We start from the raw sequence: 20,168 nt of genomic DNA, 5'->3' as shown, positions 1-20,168 counted from the left end.
ATTCCAGTTATTTTTGTTGATACTACTTTTTAATTGGTTAATTTTGCACTGATCTGTTTCGCAGTGCAAACATCTTGTGAAATTTGTTGTTTTAAATCTGCTAAAGAATCAAATTTTTTCTCATCGCGTAATTTACAGACAAAGGTAACGTCTAAATATTGTCCATAAATATCACCTGAAAAGTCAAATAGATTCACTTCTAAAATTGCTTTTTTACCTTCAATGGTTGGTCTAATACCGATATTGGCAATGCCATGATAATATTGATTGCTACAACAGTTTTTGACTTTGACAAAATAGACCCCTTGTAAAGCAGGTTTTTTTCGATTCAAATGAATATTGGCGGTTGGAAATCCTAATTGTCTTGCTAATGCATTACCATGCACCACTCTACCTTGAATGGCGTAATCACGACCTAAAAGGCAACGAGCTAATTCAAAATCACTATTAAACAGTGCTTCACGAACAGCTGTACTGCTGATTCTTAAATTATTCCAAACAAAGGTTTGCATACTTTCAACCGAAAAATGGTTATTTGGAGTATATTGTTGTAACAGATTGATGTCGCCTTTGCGGTCTCGGCCAAATTGGAAATCATCACCAATAACAATATATTTAGCGTTCAATTTATTAATCAACCAGTCTTGAATAAATGCATTGGCTGACATATTGGCAAAAGTTTGGGTAAAGGGTACTGCAATAATATAGTCGATACCGAGTTTTTCAATTAGTCGTACTTTTTCTTTAAATGAAGTTAAGCGAGTTGGTGCTCGCTTACTGAAAAACTCTAATGGTTGTGGCTCAAATAACATAACCGCTGTGGGTAAGTTTAATTTTTTACCTTGTTCAATTAAATGATTTATTAATTGTTGGTGTCCTAAGTGCACACCATCAAAGTTGCCCAATGTAAGTACACACTGAGTAAATTCATTGTTTAAATTATCAATACCGCGGATTATCTTCATTAAAGAGTGTTAGTTAATTATTATGTTTTCACTAAAATAGCTGCCAATTATACCAATCTTTCTTGAAGATGCACGCAATAACAATTGGGCTTTTTATGGCGGTATTGGCAATATTGTGATTGGTTAATATAAAAACGCTTGAGGTAGTATCAAGCGTATTTATATTTTTCCTGTCGTGAGTATAAATAAGCGATAACTGTTTTTTAGTCGATTACTGATAAATAATCCAACATATACTTTATATTGGATTATTTTATTGATTAATAGTGTTTTAACGCTCTTAAAAACTCTTGTCTAGTACTTGGATTAGTTTTAAATCCGCCACCTAACGCGGTAGTGGTGGTTAAACTATTTGAATCTTTAATGCCTCGGGCTTTTACACAAAAGTGTGTTGCATCAATTGATACTGCAACATTGACTGTACCGAGTAGTGTTTGCAATGCAACCAAAATTTGTTGGGTTAATCTTTCTTGTACTTGTGGCCGTTGTGAAAAAAACTGAACAATTCGGTTGATTTTTGATAGACCAATCACTTTATCTTTTGGGATATAAGAAACGGTTGCTTTACCATCGATGGTGACAAAATGGTGTTCACAAACACTGGTTAAAGTAATATCACGAACAGTGATCATTTCATCAACCTGCATTTTATTTTCAATAAGAGTTATTTTCGGAAAATTATGATAATTAAGACCGGAAAATATTTCATCAACATACATTTTTGCGACTCGATGCGGCGTTTCGGCGAGGCTATCATCATGCAAATCAAGTTCCATGAGTTTCATGATTTCTCGGAAATGCGCTTCGATTTTAGCTTTCCGTTCGCTATTTTCCATAGCTAAACGACATGATGGGGTTTCAAGATTTTTAGCTGCTAATGCCTCTTTGACTTTTTGCGCAGCAAGACTTAATTCTGTCATTTATTTAGTACTCAGGCGAAAATAGATGTCACATTATATATTACTCATATAGTGATATACAGTAATTTTCATGCATTGGATTGGATAAAAGCTCGTTATTATCTGGATTATTTTTACACTATATTATCGGAGTCAGCAACAATATTACTGTTAATTAGGTTATACTTATAGTTATTAAATCTAATAACATTTGGGTAACTATTGATGCCAAATAATGAGCCAATTATTTTAATTGATGGATCTTCTTATCTTTATCGGGCTTTTTTTGCTTGTCCGCCTTTAACCAATGCCAATGGTGAACCAACTGGGGCTATATTTGGTGTTATTAATATGATTCGTAGCTTGATGAATCAATATAATCCTACCCATATAGCGGTAGTTTTTGATGCTAAAGGTGGATCATTTCGTAATGAAATTTATAGTGAATATAAAGCAACTCGTGAAGAGATGCCGGAAAATTTACGACCACAAATTGAACCCATTCACACCATTTTAAAAGCGATGGGTTTACCATTACTTTGCGTTGAAGGTGTTGAAGCTGATGATGTGATCGGGACTTTAGCCAAACAAGCAGAAAAAGAAAATCTTCAGGTACTCATTAGTACTGGGGATAAAGATATGGCGCAATTAGTAAGCGATAAAGTTACACTGATTAATACCATGAATAATACCGCACTTGATCCGCAAGGTGTTGTGGATAAATTTGGTGTGCCACCAGCAAAAATTATAGATTATTTAGCATTAAGAGGTGACAATTCCGATAATATACCTGGGGTAGCAGGAATTGGCGAAAAAACAGCACAGGCTTTATTAACTGCTTTTGATAGTGTAAAAGATATTTATAACCATTTAGACGATATTGAGAAATTATCGATTCGAGGCGCTAAATCATTAAAGCAAAAATTAATAGATAATCAAAAGGATGCTGAGCTTTCTTATCTATTAGCTACCATTAAAACCGATGTGGCATTAGATTTTACGAATGAACAACTACTTGTTAAAGATCTTGATGTAAATAAATTAGTCGAATTATTTTCCTATTATGGTTTTCATCGTTGGCAAAAAGAATTAATAGCGGGTAATTTTTTAAAACAACAAAAACTAACGGCTACTGATATTGATAATATGTCGTTATTCTCGCAGGAAAGCGATACCGTTAAAGATAAGATAGATACAGATTACCAATGCATATTGACCTATGAGCAATTAGATGATTGGGTTAGTAAATTAGCTAATTGTCAGCAGTTTGCCTTTGATACAGAAACGGATAATGTTGATCATATTCATGCTAAATTGGTTGGAATATCACTAAGTGTGGCACCTTATCAAGCTGCCTATATTCCAATTAATCACCAATATCTCGGTGTACCAGATCAATTACCATTAGATGATGTATTAACTAAATTAAAACCAATATTAGAAAACCCAGCAATTAAGAAAATCGCCCAAAATGCCAAATTTGATTACAGTGTGTTAGCTAATTATGGTATCCATGTGCAAGGTATTGCTTATGATACAATGTTGGAGTCATATGTCTTAAATAGCACTGAACGACACGATATGGATAGTATGGCGAATCGTTATTTGCATCTTAAAACTATTACTTATAATGAATTAACCAAGGTTGATAAAAAACAAGTCACTATCGATGCTATTGAAGTTGAAAAAACTACGCAATATGCCGCTGAAGATGCGGATGTGACTTTGCAACTTCATCAGAAACTATGGCCTGAACTGGAAAAAGACCACAAGCTCAGTAAGTTATTTACCGATATTGAAATGCCGTTGGCGATTGTGTTGGCCGATATGGAAAGGACTGGGGTGTTAGTTGACGCTAAACAGTTGAATGATTATTCCATTGAATTAAATAAAAAAATGCTAGAAATAGAGGCTGAATTACATTTCCTAGCAGGTGAAAAATTTAATCCTTCTTCACCAAAACAGATTCAAGCTATTTTATTTGATAAACACCAATTACCTGTCTTAAAAAAGACACCAAAAGGTGATCCATCAACTAGTGAAGATGTGTTGAGTGAACTTGCTGAGCAGTATGTTTTACCGCGTAAAATTTTGTTTTATCGTAGTTTAGCAAAACTGAAAAACACTTATACTGATAAATTACCGCTGATGGTAAGTCCAATAGACCATCGCATTCATACCAATTACAATCAAATTGGTACGGTAACTGGGCGGTTGTCATCAAATGATCCGAATTTACAAAATATCCCTGTACGTAATGAAGAAGGACGTAGAATTCGGCAAGCATTTATTGCACCACAAGGTTATAAGATTATTTCAGCCGATTATTCGCAAATAGAGTTGCGTATTATGGCGCATTTATCACAGGATCAAAGTCTGCTTAGCGCTTTTGCTGATGATAAAGATATTCATAGGGTTACCGCGAGTGAAGTATTAAGTAAACCAGAGGCAGATGTTACAGCCGAAGAGAGACGACGTGCGAAAGCAGTCAATTTTGGTTTGATTTATGGTATGAGTGCATTTGGATTATCGAAACAAATTAATCTTCCCCGTAAAGAAGCACAATTCTATATTGATCGCTATTTTGAACGTTATCCTGGTGTACAAGCTTATATGGAAGAAACACGCCAATTGGCAACGCAACAAGGCTATGTGGAAACTTTATCAGGAAGACGATTATATTTACCAAAAATCATTTCTGGCAATGGTATTGAAAAACGGGGCGCTGAACGTGCGGCAATTAATGCACCAATGCAAGGTACTGCAGCAGATATCATCAAAACCGCTATGATTAAAATGAGTGAGTGGATAAAAAATCAACCGACAGGTAATATCAGAATGGTGATGCAAGTACACGATGAGCTGGTGTTTGAAGTTAAAGAAGAGTTGGTGAGTGAATATAGTGCGTTGATTAAATCAATTATGGAGAATTGTTATCAACTTTCAGTACCGTTAAAAGTTGATGTTGGTATTGGTAATAATTGGGATGAAGCGCATTAATCTTTTTATTAAAATTAACTTATACGTTATAGTTTGATTTTTATACTAAAATATGTAGTTAATTACTCAATACTTTTATAAAATAGTTGTTAATTTTATGCTGTTAGCGATGGCTTGCCGAAACCTTTTGGCGTGTTAGAATAAACAACTAAATTGAATTTATTACAAATTGTTATTATTTTTCTCACTTATGAGAAAAGTTTAAATAAAGAAGAGCGCGAGCAACGAATTGACGTTTGAGTGTTCTTTTTTGTTATTAATAGGATTATTTCATGAAAATTAAAACCCGTTTTGCACCAAGCCCTACCGGTTACTTACATGTGGGTGGTGCTCGTACAGCACTTTATTCTTGGCTATATACTCGCCATGCGCAAGGTGCTTTCGTATTACGTATTGAAGATACCGATCTTGAGCGTTCAACGCCAGAAGCGATTGAAGCGATTATGGAAGGTATGAATTGGTTAAAATTATCATGGGATGAAGGCCCATATTTTCAAACTAAACGCTTTGATCGTTACAATCAAGTGATTGACGAAATGTTAGCTAATGGTACTGCTTATCGTTGTTATTGTTCGAAAGAGCGATTAGAAAAATTACGTGAACAGCAAATGGCGAATGGTGAAAAAGCTCGTTATGATGGTCATTGCCGTTGTGATAACGTACAAAAACAGCATAATCATGACGAACCGCATGTTGTTCGCTTTGCTAATCCTACTGATGGAGTAGTTGTTTTCAACGATTTAATTCGAGGACCAATTGAAATTGCCAATAAAGAGCTTGATGATCTCATAATTCGTCGTACTGATGGATCACCAACTTACAATTTTTGTGTCGTGGTAGACGATTGGGATATGGAAATTACTCATGTTATTCGTGGTGAAGATCACATTAATAATACCCCTCGACAAATTAATATTCTTAAAGCGCTTGGTGCACCATTACCTGAATATGGTCATGTATCGATGATTTTAGGTGATGATGGGCAAAAACTCTCGAAACGTCATGGTGCGGTAAGTGTTATGCAATATCGTGATGATGGTTATTTGCCTGAAGCACTATTAAATTATCTAGTTAGGCTTGGTTGGTCTCATGGTGATCAAGAAATATTCTCGGTGCCTGAAATGGTGAGTTACTTTTCTTTAGATGCAGTCAGTAAGTCGGCCAGTGCATTTAATACTGAAAAACTACTTTGGTTAAATCATCATTATATTAATCATTTAGACGCTGATTATGTTGCACAGCATTTAGTTTGGCATATGAATCAACAAGGTTATGATTTAGATCAAGGCCCCGATTTGATTACTATCGTCAAATTATTTGGTGAGCGTTGTAAAACATTGAAAGAAATGGCTGAATCAAGTAGCTATTGCTATCAAGATTTTGCTGAGTTTGATGCTGATGCGGCTAAAAAGCATTTGCGCCCCGTTGCCAAAGAGCCATTAGAAGTGGTTAAGGCTAAAATTGAAGCAATTTCTGACTTTGATTGGCAAATCGATAAAATTCACCATGCCATTGAAGCAACAGCAGCTGAGCTTGAGGTTGGTATGGGTAAAGTTGGTATGCCTCTTCGGGTTGCTGTAACCGGAATTGGGCAATCACCTTCAGTTGATGCCACTGTTTATGCGGTTGGTAAAAAACGCACCTTAGCTAGAATAGATAAAGCATTGGCTTATATTGCTAACAGAGAACAAACTCAAGCGTAATCTCATTTAATCGCCGATAATAACTCGGCGATTCACTTTATCTTGTTGAGAGTTTATTATGGCTCGCTTAAAGAAACGTTATTGGATTCCGTCGCTTATATTATTGATTATAATCATAGCAAGTTTATCTGGATGGCGTTATTGGTTAGCACTTAAGGATGAATATAATCTTTCGATAGACTGGCAAGGCATCAACATCGGCTGGGATGGTTTATCTTTTGCTGAACTAAATATTGCTCAGCAATCACAATTATCAGTAACGGCTAGCGATGTGAAAATATCATGGTCACAGCTGAGCGCTAAAAATATCGATATCTATTGGCAAAAAGCCGATTTTACCAATACACAAGCAGTAACGAAAATTGCAGATGATCAATTACAACAACTTGATCAATCTACTTTTGAACCTTCATTGATTTCGACTATTATTGCCTGGTTACCAACAAATATTAACATTGAACATTTAATATTACACCAGCAAGATAGTGAATTATTTAATCTGAAAGTTGCAGTGGTTAAAAATCAAAATACTTTGCAACTCAACCTAGCCAGTAATTCTCAGGATATGGCAACGCTTGCTGCTGATATCTCATTTAATCAATCAAATTCATCGGTTGAAATTGAAAATGGTGTTTTGACCACATCTTTATCGTATTTTGGTATTGAAAAAGGTAGTTTAACTTTACCATTCAGTGGTGTTTTAACCGATAAGCTATTTACTTTAAAAAGTACCGATAAAGCACTAGTTAATATTGAAAAAGCGAATTTTTCCGATGATTTAATTATTAAACCATTAATCGGAAAATTAACTCTTGATGCAGCATTGCCGATTCCATTTAAAGCTAATCAAGTTAACGTCAAATCATCATTAACAATTAATAAATTTGACGGCATATATAAGGCAAGCGAATTTAAATCCGCTTTGGGGGATATAAATCTTTTATTCAACAATAATCAATTTACTGTTACAACTTCAGCATTAACCATTCAACAAGTGAATATTGGTGTTATTTTTGAAAAAGTAAAATTAGCTGGTAGTTATTCAGCATCTTTAGCTGCACCAAATAAAGGAGTTGTAAAATGGCAATTAGCACAAGCCGCTATTTTTTCTGGTTCTGTTTCTCTTGATAAAGGGCAATTGAATTTAGCAAAATTACCCCAAAAATTTAATTTAAGGTTAAAAAAGGTACAACTTAAAGATATTTTTGCAAAATATCCTGCTGAGGGGTTAGCTGGAGAAGGCGCGATTGATGGTGTTTTACCGATTACTTTATTGCCTTCTACTAAAAAAGGCACCGCTTTGACCGAAGTTATTATCAAAAATGGTCAATTAGTAACGGTCAATGAGGGCTTTTTGCGGTTTGAAAATTCAGCATTGCAAAATTATGCACAAGCCAATCCTAATATGAAAATTCTCACTGATATTATTAAAAATTTTCATTATACTAAATTATCAGGTACGGTTAATTATGCTAATGAGATTGCAAAGTTAGGATTAAATATCCAAGGCAGTAACCGAGATGTTGAAAATGGTAAAGCAGTAAATTTAAATATTAATCTTGAAGAAAATATTGCAAAATTGTTGATAAGTTTACAACTTTCCGATCAGATTAACGACCCCATACGAAAACGTATTGAAGCGTATTTGAGAGGGAAATCTTGATAGATAAGAGGCTATATTATGCTAAAAAATATGATTACTATTATCGTGTGTAGCGCAGTATTAATTGGCTGTACACCAACGGTTAAGGTACAAGCGCCAAATGAACCAATTAATATCAATTTAAATGTTAAGATTGATCATGAAATTAATATTAAAGTTGATAAAGCCTTAGATAACATTATCAATAAATCAGGTTTATACTAAATTAATATTATTATCGATCGTTATTTACTAATAATGTCGTGAATCTAAAAAATTACTCTTGCGGAACATAAGATGATTTTTTAATAATTTTTACACATATTTAATACAATTTAATATGATGTATTTAATAAGGGGGTTATTATGAATATCTATAAAAAAGCAACGATAGCATTATTATCAATAATATTAGCTTTACCAGTTTTTGCTTTAAATTTAGATCAGGCAATTAATGAATTAGGTCAAGCCAAAGCTAATGGTTTGGTTGGTGAACAAGCTGATGGTTATCTAGGCGTGGTCAAAAATGAAGGTAATGCTAGCGAAATTGCGAAATTAATTAATCAGGCTCGTAAACAGCAATATCAAAAAGTCTCTGCAGAAACTAAAGTACCTTTGTCTGATGTGCAGAGCCGTGCAGGTAGTAAAGCACAAGAAAAAACACCAGCAGGCCAATATATCAAACAACAAGGGCAGTGGTTAAAAAAATAATGGCAAACTTTATTACAACAATAGAAAAAGTATAATGATATTGTACTTTAATTGTTTACCAATAATGTGTATCCTGTTATTTTTGTGATTTACTTGCAGTGATAATTAAAATAAGTTTTATTTGTAAATAGTATCGCTTTGGCGATTTTAAATGGAGAAAATCAATGTGTTCGATTTTAGGTATTCTTGATATTAAATCAGATCCAGAACAACTACGAACAAAAGCGTTAGAACTATCAAGTCTACAACGTCATCGTGGACCTGACTGGTCTGGTATTTTTGCTTCTGATAAAGCTATTTTAGCTCATGAACGTTTATCAATTGTAGATGTTAATACAGGATCTCAACCGCTTTATAATAAAGACAAAACCCTAGTTTTAGCGGTAAATGGCGAAATTTATAATCATCAAGAACTCCGAAATCAGTACAAAGATCGTTATGAATTTCAGACAGGATCTGACTGTGAAGTTATCCTAGCCTTATATCAAGAAAAAGGTATTCACTGTCTTGATGAACTACAAGGTATGTTTGCTTTTATTCTTTATGACATCAACAAAGGTACCTATTTTATTGGTCGCGATCATATTGGTATTATTCCAATGTATATGGGATATGATGAAAATGGTACATTTTATGTTGCCTCTGAGATGAAAGCTTTAGTACCTGTTTGTAAAACTATTGAAGCATTTCCTCCTGGTTGTTATCTTTCTAGCACCGAGGGTGAAATTAAGACCTACTACAAACGAGATTGGATGGAATATGATAATGTCAAAGATAATAAGACAGATATCAATGAACTTCGTGTCGCATTAGAAGAGTCAGTAAAAAGCCATCTTATGTCTGATGTTCCTTATGGTGTTTTACTATCTGGTGGACTTGATTCTTCAGTTATCTCAGCGATTACTAAAAAGTTTTCTGCGCGTCGAGTTGAGGATCATGAAAAATCAGAAGCATGGTGGCCACAATTACACTCGTTTGCGGTTGGTTTAAAAGGTGCGCCTGATCTTAAAGCTGCCCAAGCAGTTGCCGATCATTTAGGTACTGTTCATCACGAAATTAACTTCACAATACAAGAAGGGATTGATGCAATTCGTGATGTAATTTATTACATTGAAACTTATGATGTAACAACGATTCGTGCCTCAACACCGATGTACTTAATGGCAAGAAAAATTAAAGCTATGGGTATTAAAATGGTTCTATCAGGTGAAGGTGCTGATGAAGTATTTGGTGGTTATCTATATTTCCATAAAGCGCCAAATGCTCAAGAATTCCATGAAGAAACTGTGCGTAAATTAGCAGCACTGCATATGTATGACTGTGCGCGTGCTAATAAAGCAATGGCTGCTTGGGGTGTTGAAGCTCGGGTACCATTCTTAGATAAAAAATTCTTAGATGTTGCTATGCGCATTAACCCACAGGATAAAATGTGTGGTAGTAACGGTAAGATGGAAAAACACATTGTTCGTGAAGCATTTGAATCTTATTTACCAGCATCAGTGGTTTGGCGTCAAAAAGAGCAATTTTCTGACGGTGTAGGTTATAGTTGGATCGATACCTTAAAAGAGATTGCCGAAAGCAAAATTACCGATCAACAGTTGGAAAATGCAAAATTCCGCTTCCCATACAATACGCCAACTTCAAAAGAAGCTTATATGTATCGTGAAATTTTTGATGAATTATTCCCAGTTGAAAGTGCTGCGCATTGTGTACCTGGTGGTCCTACAGTGGCTTGTTCAACAGCTAAAGCAATTGAATGGGATGAGTCATTTAAAAATCTAAATGATCCATCAGGCCGCGCAGCGGTTGGTGTACATAATGATGCTTATAAAAAGTAATATTAACTAATTCAATCTGAAAAAGGGCATTATGCCCTTTTTTTATATCTAAATAATTTGTTAAAAATTTTCATGTTTAGATTATATAATTATAAAAATCGATAATATAATCAATAAATTATTTTTCAATTCTACCTTTCTTATTCATTCAATTTGCTACCAAACAATCATAGAAAATAATTTTTTATTAAATATGTGATCTAAATTCACTTTTTTAAAAAGTTTATAAACTATACTAAATGTTACCAGTCACATTGTGGCTGAATGGAAATAAAATAATATTTATATTCCTATAAATAACTTTATATAAGTATATAAATCATGAATTAGGAGCATTGAGTGAAAAATTATAAAATCGCTATAATCAACTCAAGTAGTTTTGGAAAATATTTTCCTAATCATCTAGAAAGATTAGAAAAAATAGGTGAAGTAAAACATTTTACTTTTGAAAATAATATTCCAGGGAAGGAATTAGCTGAAGCATTGCAAGATTTTAATATTGTTATTGCCAGTGTTAGACCTTTTTTTAACAAAGAGTTTTTTGATAATAAAAAACAACCGCTACTATTACTTTCCCGTCATGGCATCGGATTTAATAATGTTGATGTTGTTGCTGCCAAAGAGCATGGCACAATAGTTACTATCGTTCCTCCTTTGGTTGAACGTGATGCTGTTGCTGAAAATGCAGTGACTAATTTACTTGCATTAATTAGACAAACAGTTCAATCACAAGAAGCGGTTAAGTCAAATGAATGGAAGAAAAGAGCCTCTTTTTTAGGTATCAATGTTACGGGTAAAGTGATTGGTATTATTGGCTGTGGCAACATTGGTAGTCGCGTGGCAGAAATTTTCAAACATGGATTTAATGCTCGCCTATTGGTGGTGGATCCAAAAGTTAATGTTGATTGGGCTAACAAAAATAATATTGAAATTGTTGAGTTAGATTATTTACTGCAAAATGCAGATATCATCTCGTTAAATGCCTCATTAAATGAAACTAGCTATCATATTTTAAAAGCGCCGCAATTTTCTTTGATGAAAAAAGGCGTTTATATAACTAACACTGCTCGAGCCGAATTAATTGATGAAACTGCACTTATAAATGCGCTCGATAATGGCACTGTAGCTGGTCACGCAACAGATGTCATGTATGTTGAACCTTCATACAGTGATCATCCTTTAGTTAAACATCCTAAAGTTCTTGTTACACCACATACTTCTGCTTATGCAATTGAGTGTCTGCAAGGTATGGGGGAAAAATGTGTACAAGATGTAGAAAATTTTGTTAATAACTTAGAGCTACAATCGGTGGTTTCTTAATCATTTAACTGAAACTAACTAATTAATTATAAAAATAGTAAGGAGTTTATATATGCAAGAAATGCATGTAACGTTTCTTCAAGCAGCTATTATATCAATATGGGTTGCAATGGTAATGTCTCGGGGTCTAGGTGGTGCTACGTTAACGTTGCGATTTACGCCAATGATGACCGGTTTGATTGTTGGGATTGTATTTAATGATATTCCTAATGCAATGATAACAACAGCTGCTATTCAGTTGATTTATATGGGTGTTTTTTCACCTGGTGGGCAAATGCCATCAGAACCAGCTATAGCAACAGCAGTTGCTGTTCCCGTCGCATTGTTGGGTAAAATGGAACCAACAGCCGCCGTAGCTGTGGCAGTACCGGTAGGTTTATTAGGATCTTACTTATATCAATTAAGATTTTTCTTTAATACCATGATTATGAAATTAACGGAAAAATATGCCGAAGAAGCTAATAGTAAAGGATTAACCTTTTCTATCATCGTGTTACCAATAATTTGTAGCTTTGCATTATTCGTACCGTTTATGTTTGTTGCGTTATATTTTGGGGCACCAATTATTGCTGATGTGATTAAATCGAATGCTGGAGGACTAGTTTTCCATATTCTTAATGTAATTGGTGGTGGGCTTGCTGCTGTGGGTATTGCATTAACCATTTATGTTATTGGTAAAAAAAGCTACATCATTTTCTTCTTACTTGCCTATTTTATGGCGGTTATTGCCAAACCACTAAATATTACCATGGTAACTTACGCAATAGTTGGTGCAATAGTTGCCTTTATTTTTGTTCTTGCAAAAAATGAAGCAGTAAATTCTGCGGTAGATCAACCTAGAAATAATTCAAATAATAACAATCAAGTTGATGACGATGATTATTAATCATTAGTTATTTGATTAATAAATTAGAAAGAGGAATTTTATAATGACAGAAATAGTACAAGAAAGTATTGATCTAAAGCCAGAAACGATTACTAAAAAAGATATCACATTTGCATGGTTACGTTGGTATTATGCCAATGAAATTCCACACTCATTTGACCGTTATCTTGCGGCATCATTAATGTGGGGATTAATGCCAATTCTTAAAAAGTTATATAAATCAAAAAGTGAATTAGCTGCTGCTTACCAACGACATTTGTTATTTTTTAATACTCAAATCACGTGGGGTGGTGGAACTATTTCAGGAATTATGGCTTCACTAGAAGCTGTACGTGCTGATGAAGTTTATCAAAACAAACCAATTAGTATTGATAATGATGTGCTTTATAACACTAAAGCCGGTTTAATGGGAGCCTTGGCCGGTATCGGGGATGCGATTGACTCGGGTACTATACAATATATTTTTATTGCCATCGCATTACCATGGGCGCAAGAAGGATTAGCGATAGGTGCGTTATTCCCATTTGTTGCATTTGTTTTATATCAACTATTTGTTGGTTACTATTTTGCCCAATTAGGATTTAAATTAGGTAGAAATGCGGCAACAGAAGTCGTTGGTAATAAGATGCAGATGATCATAGAAGCCTTATCTATTTTAGGTCTATTTATGATGGGTATTCTAGCTGCAAGCTATATTAAAGTTTCCTCTAGTTTAAAATTCACCTTATCTGGTAAAGATTTCATTATACAAGATACACTGGATAAGATTTTACCTGGAGTATTACCGCTTGTTGTTGTAATGGGATTGTATTTTTATTTTTCTAAGAAAGGATTGAAAGTAACAAGAGCTTTAATTGGGCTAACTGTTATTCTTGGTGTTTTAGCCGCAATTGGTATTTTATAAAAATAATTAAATATAAATAATAATAGAGGTTTTAAATTATGGGAAAAGTTGTTTTAGCTCGGGTTGATAGTCGTCTTATTCATGGTCAAGTCGCAACAAATGTTTCAAAAGCGGCCGGCGCTAATGCTTTATTTGTTGCAGATGATTATTCGGCAAATGATGAATTCACCAAAAATATTATTCTTGGCGCAGGCGCCAGCACTGGTCATAAAATTAGAGTATTAAAAGAAGATGGTGCGGTTAGGTATTGGAACGATCGTCAATATGATGATTTTAAGGTTATTTTAATTACTAAAAATATTGAAGTAATGTATAAAATTATTAAATCTGGCGTACCTGTAACTAATCTTAATATTGGCGGTTTACCACTGGTTCCAGGGGCAACCTCAATCATTAAAGAAGTATCGATTAATAAAGAGCAACTCGATTTATTAATTGATTTACAAAATAGTTTTCCGAATATGGATATTTATTGCCAAGCAACGCCTTCATTAAAGAAAGTACCTTTAAGTGAAGTAATTAAAATGTTTGAATAATATAGGATTAATAACATGATCGGTGTTTTATTAGTTAGCCATGGAAGTATGGCGGCTGGAATAAAAGACAGTGTGAAAATGATTGTTGGAGAACAAAGCCAATTTGAATCATTATCACTTAATCCTGGACAAGATATAAATCAGTTAAAAACTGATTTATTCAATTGTTCAAAATCTTTAGATTCTGGCGATGGTGTTCTTATATTTGTCGACCTTTATGGCGCATCTCCATATAATGCTTCGATGCAATGCGTTCCACAATGGAATGAGCTTGGTATGAATGTTCGAGTCATTACTGGTATGAGTCTGCCTATGGTAATTAATGCAGTATGTAATAGAGATTCTGTGTCATTGAATGATCTTACTGCGGAAAGTATCGAGGCTGGGCATGAAAATATTCAAGATGCCGTTGCTAACATATCTCAATCAAACAACAATGAAAATGATGATGATTATTAATGTAATAACTAATTTAATGTTATTAAGTTAATTTTTATCTTAATCTATTTATAGTTAATATGATTTTTAAAATCATATTAACTATATTGTCTAACTTTATATAAAAATAGTTTATTAATAATGGAAATATTGAAAGATCTGATTTTGCGATATGGCATCATATTTGGTAAAAGGTTTAATCCAAAAGAGAAAATCTCTTTTTTAAGGATAATATCTAAGGAATTAGCTCCATTGGGTTATCAAGTGGATGCGAAACTTTCTAAATTAAAATTAGCGACTAGACGTTATCAAAATTATTATAATGCTTATATCGGCGATCTTAATAAAGCAGAGGTCGTTATTTGTACTAATTACGATACTGGGATCAATAATTTTAATTTGCAGAAAACGTATGCTTTTCAATCACAATTTAGTAAGCTGACTTACTTTATTAGTGTTGCGCCGTTTATATTTTTATTCATTGCATCATTAATATTAAATTACCTCGTTTTTTTACCTGATATCCGGATTAATGGCTTTTTCAGTGTTTCTGGCATTTCAGCTATAGTTTCAACAGTGCTATTGTTTTTCTTAATTGCCAAATTTAAGAGTGGGATTCCAAACACTAAAAATTTCGTTTGTAATTCATCAAGTATTATTACTATTATTAATCTTATTAATAAGTTAGATAAAAAAGAAAAGAAAAAAATCGCTTTTGTTCTTTATGATGGCGGCAATAGTGGCCAATATGGTCTAAAAATGTTAGAAAGCTATGCTAAACAAATCAAAGATAAAAAATTTATTTTTTTGGATAGTATTGCGAATGGTGATGATTTAGTTTTTTTTAAACCACAAGGATCTGATCTAAATATAGCGGATGTTCATTTTCATGATGGGAGTATTGAAACGACATTATCTAATTACATTATGATCACATCAGGTGATATAAATGAAGATAATAAAATTCTAATAAAAAATGCTCACTCGTCTAAAGACAATTATTTATCTGATGAAAGATTAGAAAAACATACACAATCACTACGAGATGTATGCCGAGCATTGATGAATGAAAAATGATAATGGATTGTTGTGGAAAAGAACTTGATACCTACCGATAGAATTGAGTAGGTATCAGAATTGTGATGAACTAATGTGTAGCGCCTTTTGCTGCACCAATAGGTAGAATTGTACGACCAAATTGTTCATTTAGAACTTCAGCCATCGCAAGATAAATTGCACTCGCACCACAAATTATGCCTTCAAATCCAGCAATATGAATAATGTCATGGTTACCAGAAATATTACCAATTGCTAATAGAGCGAATAAAATGGTTAAGCTGGCAAAAACAAATTGTAATGCTCGGTTAGCTTTTAATGTACCAATAAACATAAATGCGGTAAAAATACCCCACAGTGCTAGAAAAATCCCTAAAAAGGTTGCATCGGTAGGTGCAGTTGCTGGTGAAGTAGGTAAATACCAAATACCAACTAAAGCAATCCAAAAGAAACCGTATGAAGTAAACGCTGTTGTTCCGAAGGTATTTCCTTTACGGAATTCTAAAATTCCTGCGATTACTTGGGCTAATCCACCATAAAAAATACCCATAGAAACGATTGCCGTCATAACTGGAAAAAATCCTGCATTATGAATATTTAATAAAATTGTAGTCATACCAAAACCCATTAGTCCAAGTGGACCTGGATTTGCAAGTTTTATTTGTTCCATAAGGATCCTATAAATTAATTTTCGTAAAAAAAAGAGCGGCAATAATAAGTGTTGAAAAGCTGATAATCAAGATTTTGTAAAAAATAATTTTGTATCACCCCTTGATATTAATAATATTGTTCCCATTTATGTGAAAACAAAAACATTTCTTTATCTAAAATGGGACTTGAAAACGATGTTTTCAGTCTTATATATAAGAAATAAAATACAGGTTTGAGGAGAAAAGATTATGGGTAAAATTATTGGTATCGATTTAGGTACAACAAATTCATGTGTTGCAGTAATGGATAATGGTCAAGCAAAAGTATTAGAAAATGCCGAGGGTGATCGCACAACCCCTTCCATCATTGCTTACACTCAAGATGGTGAAATCTTAGTTGGTCAACCAGCTAAACGCCAAGCCGTAACTAATCCACAAAATACATTATTTGCAATTAAACGTTTAATCGGTCGTCGTTATGAAGATGCTGAAGTACAACGTGATGTTGGTATTATGCCATATAAAATTGTTAAAGCTGATAATGGTGATGCTTGGGTTGATGTTAAAGGTCAAAAAATTGCTCCACCACAAATTTCTGCTGAAGTATTAAAGAAAATGAAGAAAACTGCAGAAGATTATCTTGGTGAGCCTGTTACAGAAGCAGTTATTACTGTTCCTGCTTATTTTAATGATGCACAACGTCAAGCAACCAAAGATGCTGGTCGTATTGCTGGTTTAGATGTAAAACGTATTATCAACGAGCCAACTGCAGCGGCGTTGGCTTATGGTTTAGATAAAGATGTTGGTAACCGTACTATTGCTGTATATGACCTTGGTGGTGGTACTTTTGATATCTCAATTATCGAAATTGATGAAGTTGACGGTGAAAAAACATTTGAAGTATTAGCAACAAATGGTGATACTCACTTAGGTGGTGAAGACTTTGACTCACGTTTAATTAACTATTTAGTTGACGAATTTAAACGTGAACAAGGATTTGATCTTAAAAATGATCCATTAGCAATGCAACGTTTAAAAGAAGCTGCTGAAAAAGCGAAGATTGAATTATCATCAGCGCAACAAACTGATATTAACTTACCGTATATCACTGCTGATGCAAGTGGGCCAAAACACTTAAATATCAAAGTGACTCGCGCTAAACTTGAATCATTAGTTGAAGATTTAGTTAAACGTTCAATGGAACCTGTTAAAACAGCATTAAAAGATGCCGGTCTAAGTGTTTCTGATATTAAAGATGTCATCCTAGTTGGTGGTCAAACACGTATGCCAATGGTTCAAAAAGCTGTTGCAGATTTCTTTGGTAAAGAACCACGTAAAGACGTTAACCCTGATGAAGCAGTAGCTGTTGGTGCGGCAGTACAAGGTGGTGTATTAGGTGGTGATGTTAAAGATGTATTATTACTTGACGTAACACCATTATCATTAGGTATTGAAACAATGGGTGGTGTAATGACTACCTTGATTGAGAAAAACACGACTATCCCAACAAAACATAGTCAAGTATTCTCAACTGCTGAAGATAATCAATCAGCTGTAACTATCCATGTATTACAAGGTGAACGTAAACGTGCAAGTGACAACAAATCATTAGGTCAATTTAACCTTGATGGTATTCAAGCTGCACCACGTGGTATGCCACAAATCGAAGTAACCTTTGATATTGATGCTGATGGTATTTTGCATGTATCAGCAAAAGATAAAAATACTGGTCGTGAGCAAAACATTACCATTAAAGCTTCTTCAGGATTAAGCGAAGAAGAGATCCAAAAAATGGTAAATGATGCTGAAGCAAATGCTGATGCAGACCGTAAATTCGAAGAATTAGCTCAAATTCGTAACCAAGCTGATCATCTTGTTCACTCAACTCGTAAACAAGTGACTGAAGCTGGTGATCAATTATCAGCTGATGATAAAACAGCTATTGAAAGCGCTGTGAGTGATTTAGAAAATGCAGCTCGCGGTGAAGACAAAGCAGAGATCGAAGCTAAAATTAATGCATTAATGGAAGCTTCAAAAAAATTACTTGAGTTAGCTCAACAACAAGCTCAAGCAGATCAATCTGCAGGTCAAGCCAATAGCGGAAGTGCTGCAGGGCAAGATGATGTTGTTGATGCAGACTTCAAAGAAGTTGATGATGAAAAAAAATAAGCATTAACTGATATGTTTTTTAATGAGTTATTGCAACGAGTTTTAAACATGTAAAACATTAAACGGGCGCGAGGTAACTCAAGCCCGTTTAGTTGTTTATATAATGATTAAATTTAAAGGTTAATTATGGCGAAGAAAGATTATTATGAAACATTAGGCGTGAGTAAAAGTGCCAGTGAAACTGAGATAAAAAAAGCCTACAAACGCCTAGCCATGAAATATCATCCGGATAAAAATCAGGATAACAAAGCGGAAGCTGAAGCAAAATTCAAAGAAGTTAAAGAAGCTTATGAAATCTTAACCGATCCACAAAAGAAAGCTGCTTATGATCAGTATGGCCATGCTGCTTTTGAACAAGGGCAAGGTGGCGCTGGTGGTTTCGGCGGATTTGGTGGTTTTGGAGGCGGTTCTGCATTTGATGATATCTTCAGTGATTTCTTCGGTGGTGGCCGAGGACGAGGTCAAGCCGCATCGCGTGGTAATGACTTACAATATAATATTTCATTAACATTAGAAGAAGCAGCTAGCGGTGTAAGTAAAGAGATTAAAGTACCAACTTGGGTAAATTGTGATGTTTGCCATGGTCAAGGAACTGAAAAAGCTTCAGATGTTGTAACTTGTAATACCTGTCACGGTGCGGGTGTTGTGCAAATGCGGCAAGGCTTTTTTGCTGTGCAGCAAGAGTGTCCGACTTGTCATGGGCGTGGAAAAGTGGTTAAAAATCCATGTAAAAAATGTCATGGAGAAGGACGTGTTCAAAAAACTAAAACACTTTCGGTTACTATTCCTGCTGGGGTTGATACAGGAAACCGTATTCGACTCTCAGGTGAAGGTGAAGCGGGTTTAAATGGTGCTCCAGCTGGTGACTTATATGTACAAGTACAAGTAAAACCGCATGCAATCTTTGAGCGAGATGGCACTAATTTACATTGCGAAATTCCAATTAATATTGTGTTAGCATCACTAGGTGGTGAGGTTGAAGTACCAACCCTGAACGGTAAAGTTAGCCTAACCATACCGGCAGAAACACAAACCGGTAAAATGTTTAGATTACGTGGAAAAGGTATTAAATCATTACGAGGCAGTGCTGTAGGTGATCTCTATTGCCATGTTGCAGTTGAAACACCAGTTAATCTAACTAGCAAACAAAAAGAGTTATTAAAAGAGTTAGGCGAAAGTTTTAAATCGGATAAAAACTCAAAACATAGCCCAAAAGAAAAAAGCTTTCTTGATAAAGTGAAGAAATTTTTTGGATAACATTCTTTATTGATTATACAATCGAGCCAAATAATGGCTCGATTTTTTTATTCTGCTTTTTTAAATAGTATTATTGCTGTTTTCAGATATCGTATATTTTTCTTTATTATTCAATATCCCTTATTGACATTAAACCATATCTTAATTAGCATATTAAATTAGTAAGGTGGCTAACTAATTTTATGGATATAAAG

The 20,168-nt window shown here is 34.2% G+C and carries 17 protein-coding genes; 14 read left to right on the top strand and 3 right to left on the bottom strand.

Annotated features, from left to right (window positions below; translation table 11 throughout):
* Nucleotides 1-29: 29 nt before the first annotated feature.
* Both ribF and folE read right to left on the bottom strand, forming a co-directional pair.
* Nucleotides 30-965 carry a bifunctional riboflavin kinase/FAD synthetase gene (ribF, locus tag AC5LWZ_RS00945; RefSeq protein ID WP_110446900.1) on the bottom strand — a complete coding sequence of 312 codons (936 nt, stop codon included), beginning with the start codon at nucleotides 963-965 and terminating at the stop codon, nucleotides 30-32.
* 260 nt (nucleotides 966-1,225) lie between these two features.
* Nucleotides 1,226-1,885: a GTP cyclohydrolase I FolE gene (gene folE, locus AC5LWZ_RS00940; protein ID WP_086363232.1), complete on the bottom strand. Its 660-nt coding sequence runs from the start codon at nucleotides 1,883-1,885 to the stop codon at nucleotides 1,226-1,228.
* A gap of 204 nt (nucleotides 1,886-2,089) precedes the next feature.
* Between folE and polA the strand changes: the two genes are divergently transcribed.
* The 12 genes from polA (at nucleotide 2,090) to AC5LWZ_RS00880 (ending at nucleotide 15,919) form a co-directional block, all read left to right on the top strand.
* Nucleotides 2,090-4,864, top strand: a complete 2,775-nt coding sequence (gene polA, locus AC5LWZ_RS00935; RefSeq protein WP_493463829.1) for a DNA polymerase I — start codon at nucleotides 2,090-2,092, stop codon at nucleotides 4,862-4,864.
* Between the two features lie 272 nt (nucleotides 4,865-5,136).
* Complete coding sequence (gene gltX, locus AC5LWZ_RS00930; protein WP_110446902.1) at nucleotides 5,137-6,567, top strand: glutamate--tRNA ligase; 1,431 nt, start codon at nucleotides 5,137-5,139, stop codon at nucleotides 6,565-6,567.
* 58 nt (nucleotides 6,568-6,625) lie between these two features.
* Nucleotides 6,626-8,230, top strand: a complete 1,605-nt coding sequence (locus tag AC5LWZ_RS00925; RefSeq protein WP_493457895.1) for an intermembrane phospholipid transport protein YdbH family protein — start codon at nucleotides 6,626-6,628, stop codon at nucleotides 8,228-8,230.
* Between the two features lie 18 nt (nucleotides 8,231-8,248).
* The gene (locus AC5LWZ_RS00920; RefSeq protein WP_173795303.1) at nucleotides 8,249-8,434 is read left to right on the top strand and encodes a YnbE family lipoprotein; all 186 of its coding nucleotides are present in this window, start codon (nucleotides 8,249-8,251) and stop codon (nucleotides 8,432-8,434) included.
* Nucleotides 8,435-8,575: 141 nt separating this feature from the next.
* Complete coding sequence (locus AC5LWZ_RS00915; RefSeq protein WP_110446904.1) at nucleotides 8,576-8,920, top strand: YdbL family probable chaperone protein; 345 nt, start codon at nucleotides 8,576-8,578, stop codon at nucleotides 8,918-8,920.
* Between the two features lie 164 nt (nucleotides 8,921-9,084).
* Nucleotides 9,085-10,758 carry an asparagine synthase B gene (asnB, locus tag AC5LWZ_RS00910; RefSeq protein WP_110446905.1) on the top strand — a complete coding sequence of 558 codons (1,674 nt, stop codon included), beginning with the start codon at nucleotides 9,085-9,087 and terminating at the stop codon, nucleotides 10,756-10,758.
* A gap of 339 nt (nucleotides 10,759-11,097) precedes the next feature.
* A complete protein-coding gene (locus AC5LWZ_RS00905; RefSeq protein WP_294910629.1) occupies nucleotides 11,098-12,078 on the top strand; it encodes a D-isomer specific 2-hydroxyacid dehydrogenase family protein in 981 nt (326 codons plus the stop codon).
* Nucleotides 12,079-12,130: 52 nt separating this feature from the next.
* Nucleotides 12,131-12,964 carry a PTS mannose/fructose/sorbose/N-acetylgalactosamine transporter subunit IIC gene (locus AC5LWZ_RS00900; protein WP_086321142.1) on the top strand — a complete coding sequence of 278 codons (834 nt, stop codon included), beginning with the start codon at nucleotides 12,131-12,133 and terminating at the stop codon, nucleotides 12,962-12,964.
* Between the two features lie 43 nt (nucleotides 12,965-13,007).
* Nucleotides 13,008-13,868: a PTS system mannose/fructose/sorbose family transporter subunit IID gene (locus AC5LWZ_RS00895; protein WP_065577935.1), complete on the top strand. Its 861-nt coding sequence runs from the start codon at nucleotides 13,008-13,010 to the stop codon at nucleotides 13,866-13,868.
* 38 nt (nucleotides 13,869-13,906) lie between these two features.
* A complete protein-coding gene (locus AC5LWZ_RS00890; protein WP_493463828.1) occupies nucleotides 13,907-14,404 on the top strand; it encodes a PTS sugar transporter subunit IIB in 498 nt (165 codons plus the stop codon).
* 15 nt (nucleotides 14,405-14,419) lie between these two features.
* Nucleotides 14,420-14,863 carry a PTS sugar transporter subunit IIA gene (locus tag AC5LWZ_RS00885; RefSeq protein ID WP_198201825.1) on the top strand — a complete coding sequence of 148 codons (444 nt, stop codon included), beginning with the start codon at nucleotides 14,420-14,422 and terminating at the stop codon, nucleotides 14,861-14,863.
* A gap of 231 nt (nucleotides 14,864-15,094) precedes the next feature.
* Nucleotides 15,095-15,919, top strand: coding sequence for a hypothetical protein (locus AC5LWZ_RS00880; RefSeq protein ID WP_493463827.1), 825 nt, complete (start codon nucleotides 15,095-15,097; stop codon nucleotides 15,917-15,919).
* A gap of 70 nt (nucleotides 15,920-15,989) precedes the next feature.
* Here AC5LWZ_RS00880 and satP read toward each other — a convergent pair whose 3' ends face one another.
* Complete coding sequence (satP, locus tag AC5LWZ_RS00875) at nucleotides 15,990-16,568, bottom strand: acetate uptake transporter (protein WP_034903495.1); 579 nt, start codon at nucleotides 16,566-16,568, stop codon at nucleotides 15,990-15,992.
* A 229-nt stretch (nucleotides 16,569-16,797) separates the two neighbouring features.
* Between satP and dnaK the strand changes: the two genes are divergently transcribed.
* Together dnaK and dnaJ are read left to right on the top strand one after the other, a co-directional pair.
* Nucleotides 16,798-18,717, top strand: a complete 1,920-nt coding sequence (dnaK, locus tag AC5LWZ_RS00870) for a molecular chaperone DnaK (RefSeq protein ID WP_034903492.1) — start codon at nucleotides 16,798-16,800, stop codon at nucleotides 18,715-18,717.
* Between the two features lie 126 nt (nucleotides 18,718-18,843).
* Nucleotides 18,844-19,974 (top strand): molecular chaperone DnaJ, encoded by a 1,131-nt coding sequence (gene dnaJ, locus AC5LWZ_RS00865; RefSeq protein WP_110446910.1) that lies wholly within the window; start codon nucleotides 18,844-18,846, stop codon nucleotides 19,972-19,974.
* Nucleotides 19,975-20,168 lie beyond the last annotated feature (194 nt).

Source organism: Gilliamella sp. LMG 34362 (assembly GCF_984569125.1).
Note: the sequence above shows the minus strand (reverse complement) of the source record. Positions and strands in the feature narration are given on the sequence as shown.

Excerpts from the sequence above, each read along its gene's own strand:
- ribF (WP_110446900.1), bottom strand. The coding sequence starts at position 965 with ATGAAGATAATCCGCGGTATTGATAATTTAAACAATGAATTTACTCAG.
- folE (WP_086363232.1), bottom strand. The coding sequence starts at position 1,885 with ATGACAGAATTAAGTCTTGCTGCGCAAAAAGTCAAAGAGGCATTAGCA.
- polA (WP_493463829.1), top strand. The coding sequence starts at position 2,090 with ATGCCAAATAATGAGCCAATTATTTTAATTGATGGATCTTCTTATCTT.
- gltX (WP_110446902.1), top strand. The coding sequence starts at position 5,137 with ATGAAAATTAAAACCCGTTTTGCACCAAGCCCTACCGGTTACTTACAT.
- AC5LWZ_RS00925 (WP_493457895.1), top strand. The coding sequence starts at position 6,626 with ATGGCTCGCTTAAAGAAACGTTATTGGATTCCGTCGCTTATATTATTG.
- AC5LWZ_RS00920 (WP_173795303.1), top strand. The coding sequence starts at position 8,249 with ATGCTAAAAAATATGATTACTATTATCGTGTGTAGCGCAGTATTAATT.
- AC5LWZ_RS00915 (WP_110446904.1), top strand. The coding sequence starts at position 8,576 with ATGAATATCTATAAAAAAGCAACGATAGCATTATTATCAATAATATTA.
- asnB (WP_110446905.1), top strand. The coding sequence starts at position 9,085 with ATGTGTTCGATTTTAGGTATTCTTGATATTAAATCAGATCCAGAACAA.
- AC5LWZ_RS00900 (WP_086321142.1), top strand. The coding sequence starts at position 12,131 with ATGCAAGAAATGCATGTAACGTTTCTTCAAGCAGCTATTATATCAATA.
- AC5LWZ_RS00895 (WP_065577935.1), top strand. The coding sequence starts at position 13,008 with ATGACAGAAATAGTACAAGAAAGTATTGATCTAAAGCCAGAAACGATT.
- AC5LWZ_RS00890 (WP_493463828.1), top strand. The coding sequence starts at position 13,907 with ATGGGAAAAGTTGTTTTAGCTCGGGTTGATAGTCGTCTTATTCATGGT.
- AC5LWZ_RS00885 (WP_198201825.1), top strand. The coding sequence starts at position 14,420 with ATGATCGGTGTTTTATTAGTTAGCCATGGAAGTATGGCGGCTGGAATA.
- satP (WP_034903495.1), bottom strand. The coding sequence starts at position 16,568 with ATGGAACAAATAAAACTTGCAAATCCAGGTCCACTTGGACTAATGGGT.
- dnaK (WP_034903492.1), top strand. The coding sequence starts at position 16,798 with ATGGGTAAAATTATTGGTATCGATTTAGGTACAACAAATTCATGTGTT.
- dnaJ (WP_110446910.1), top strand. The coding sequence starts at position 18,844 with ATGGCGAAGAAAGATTATTATGAAACATTAGGCGTGAGTAAAAGTGCC.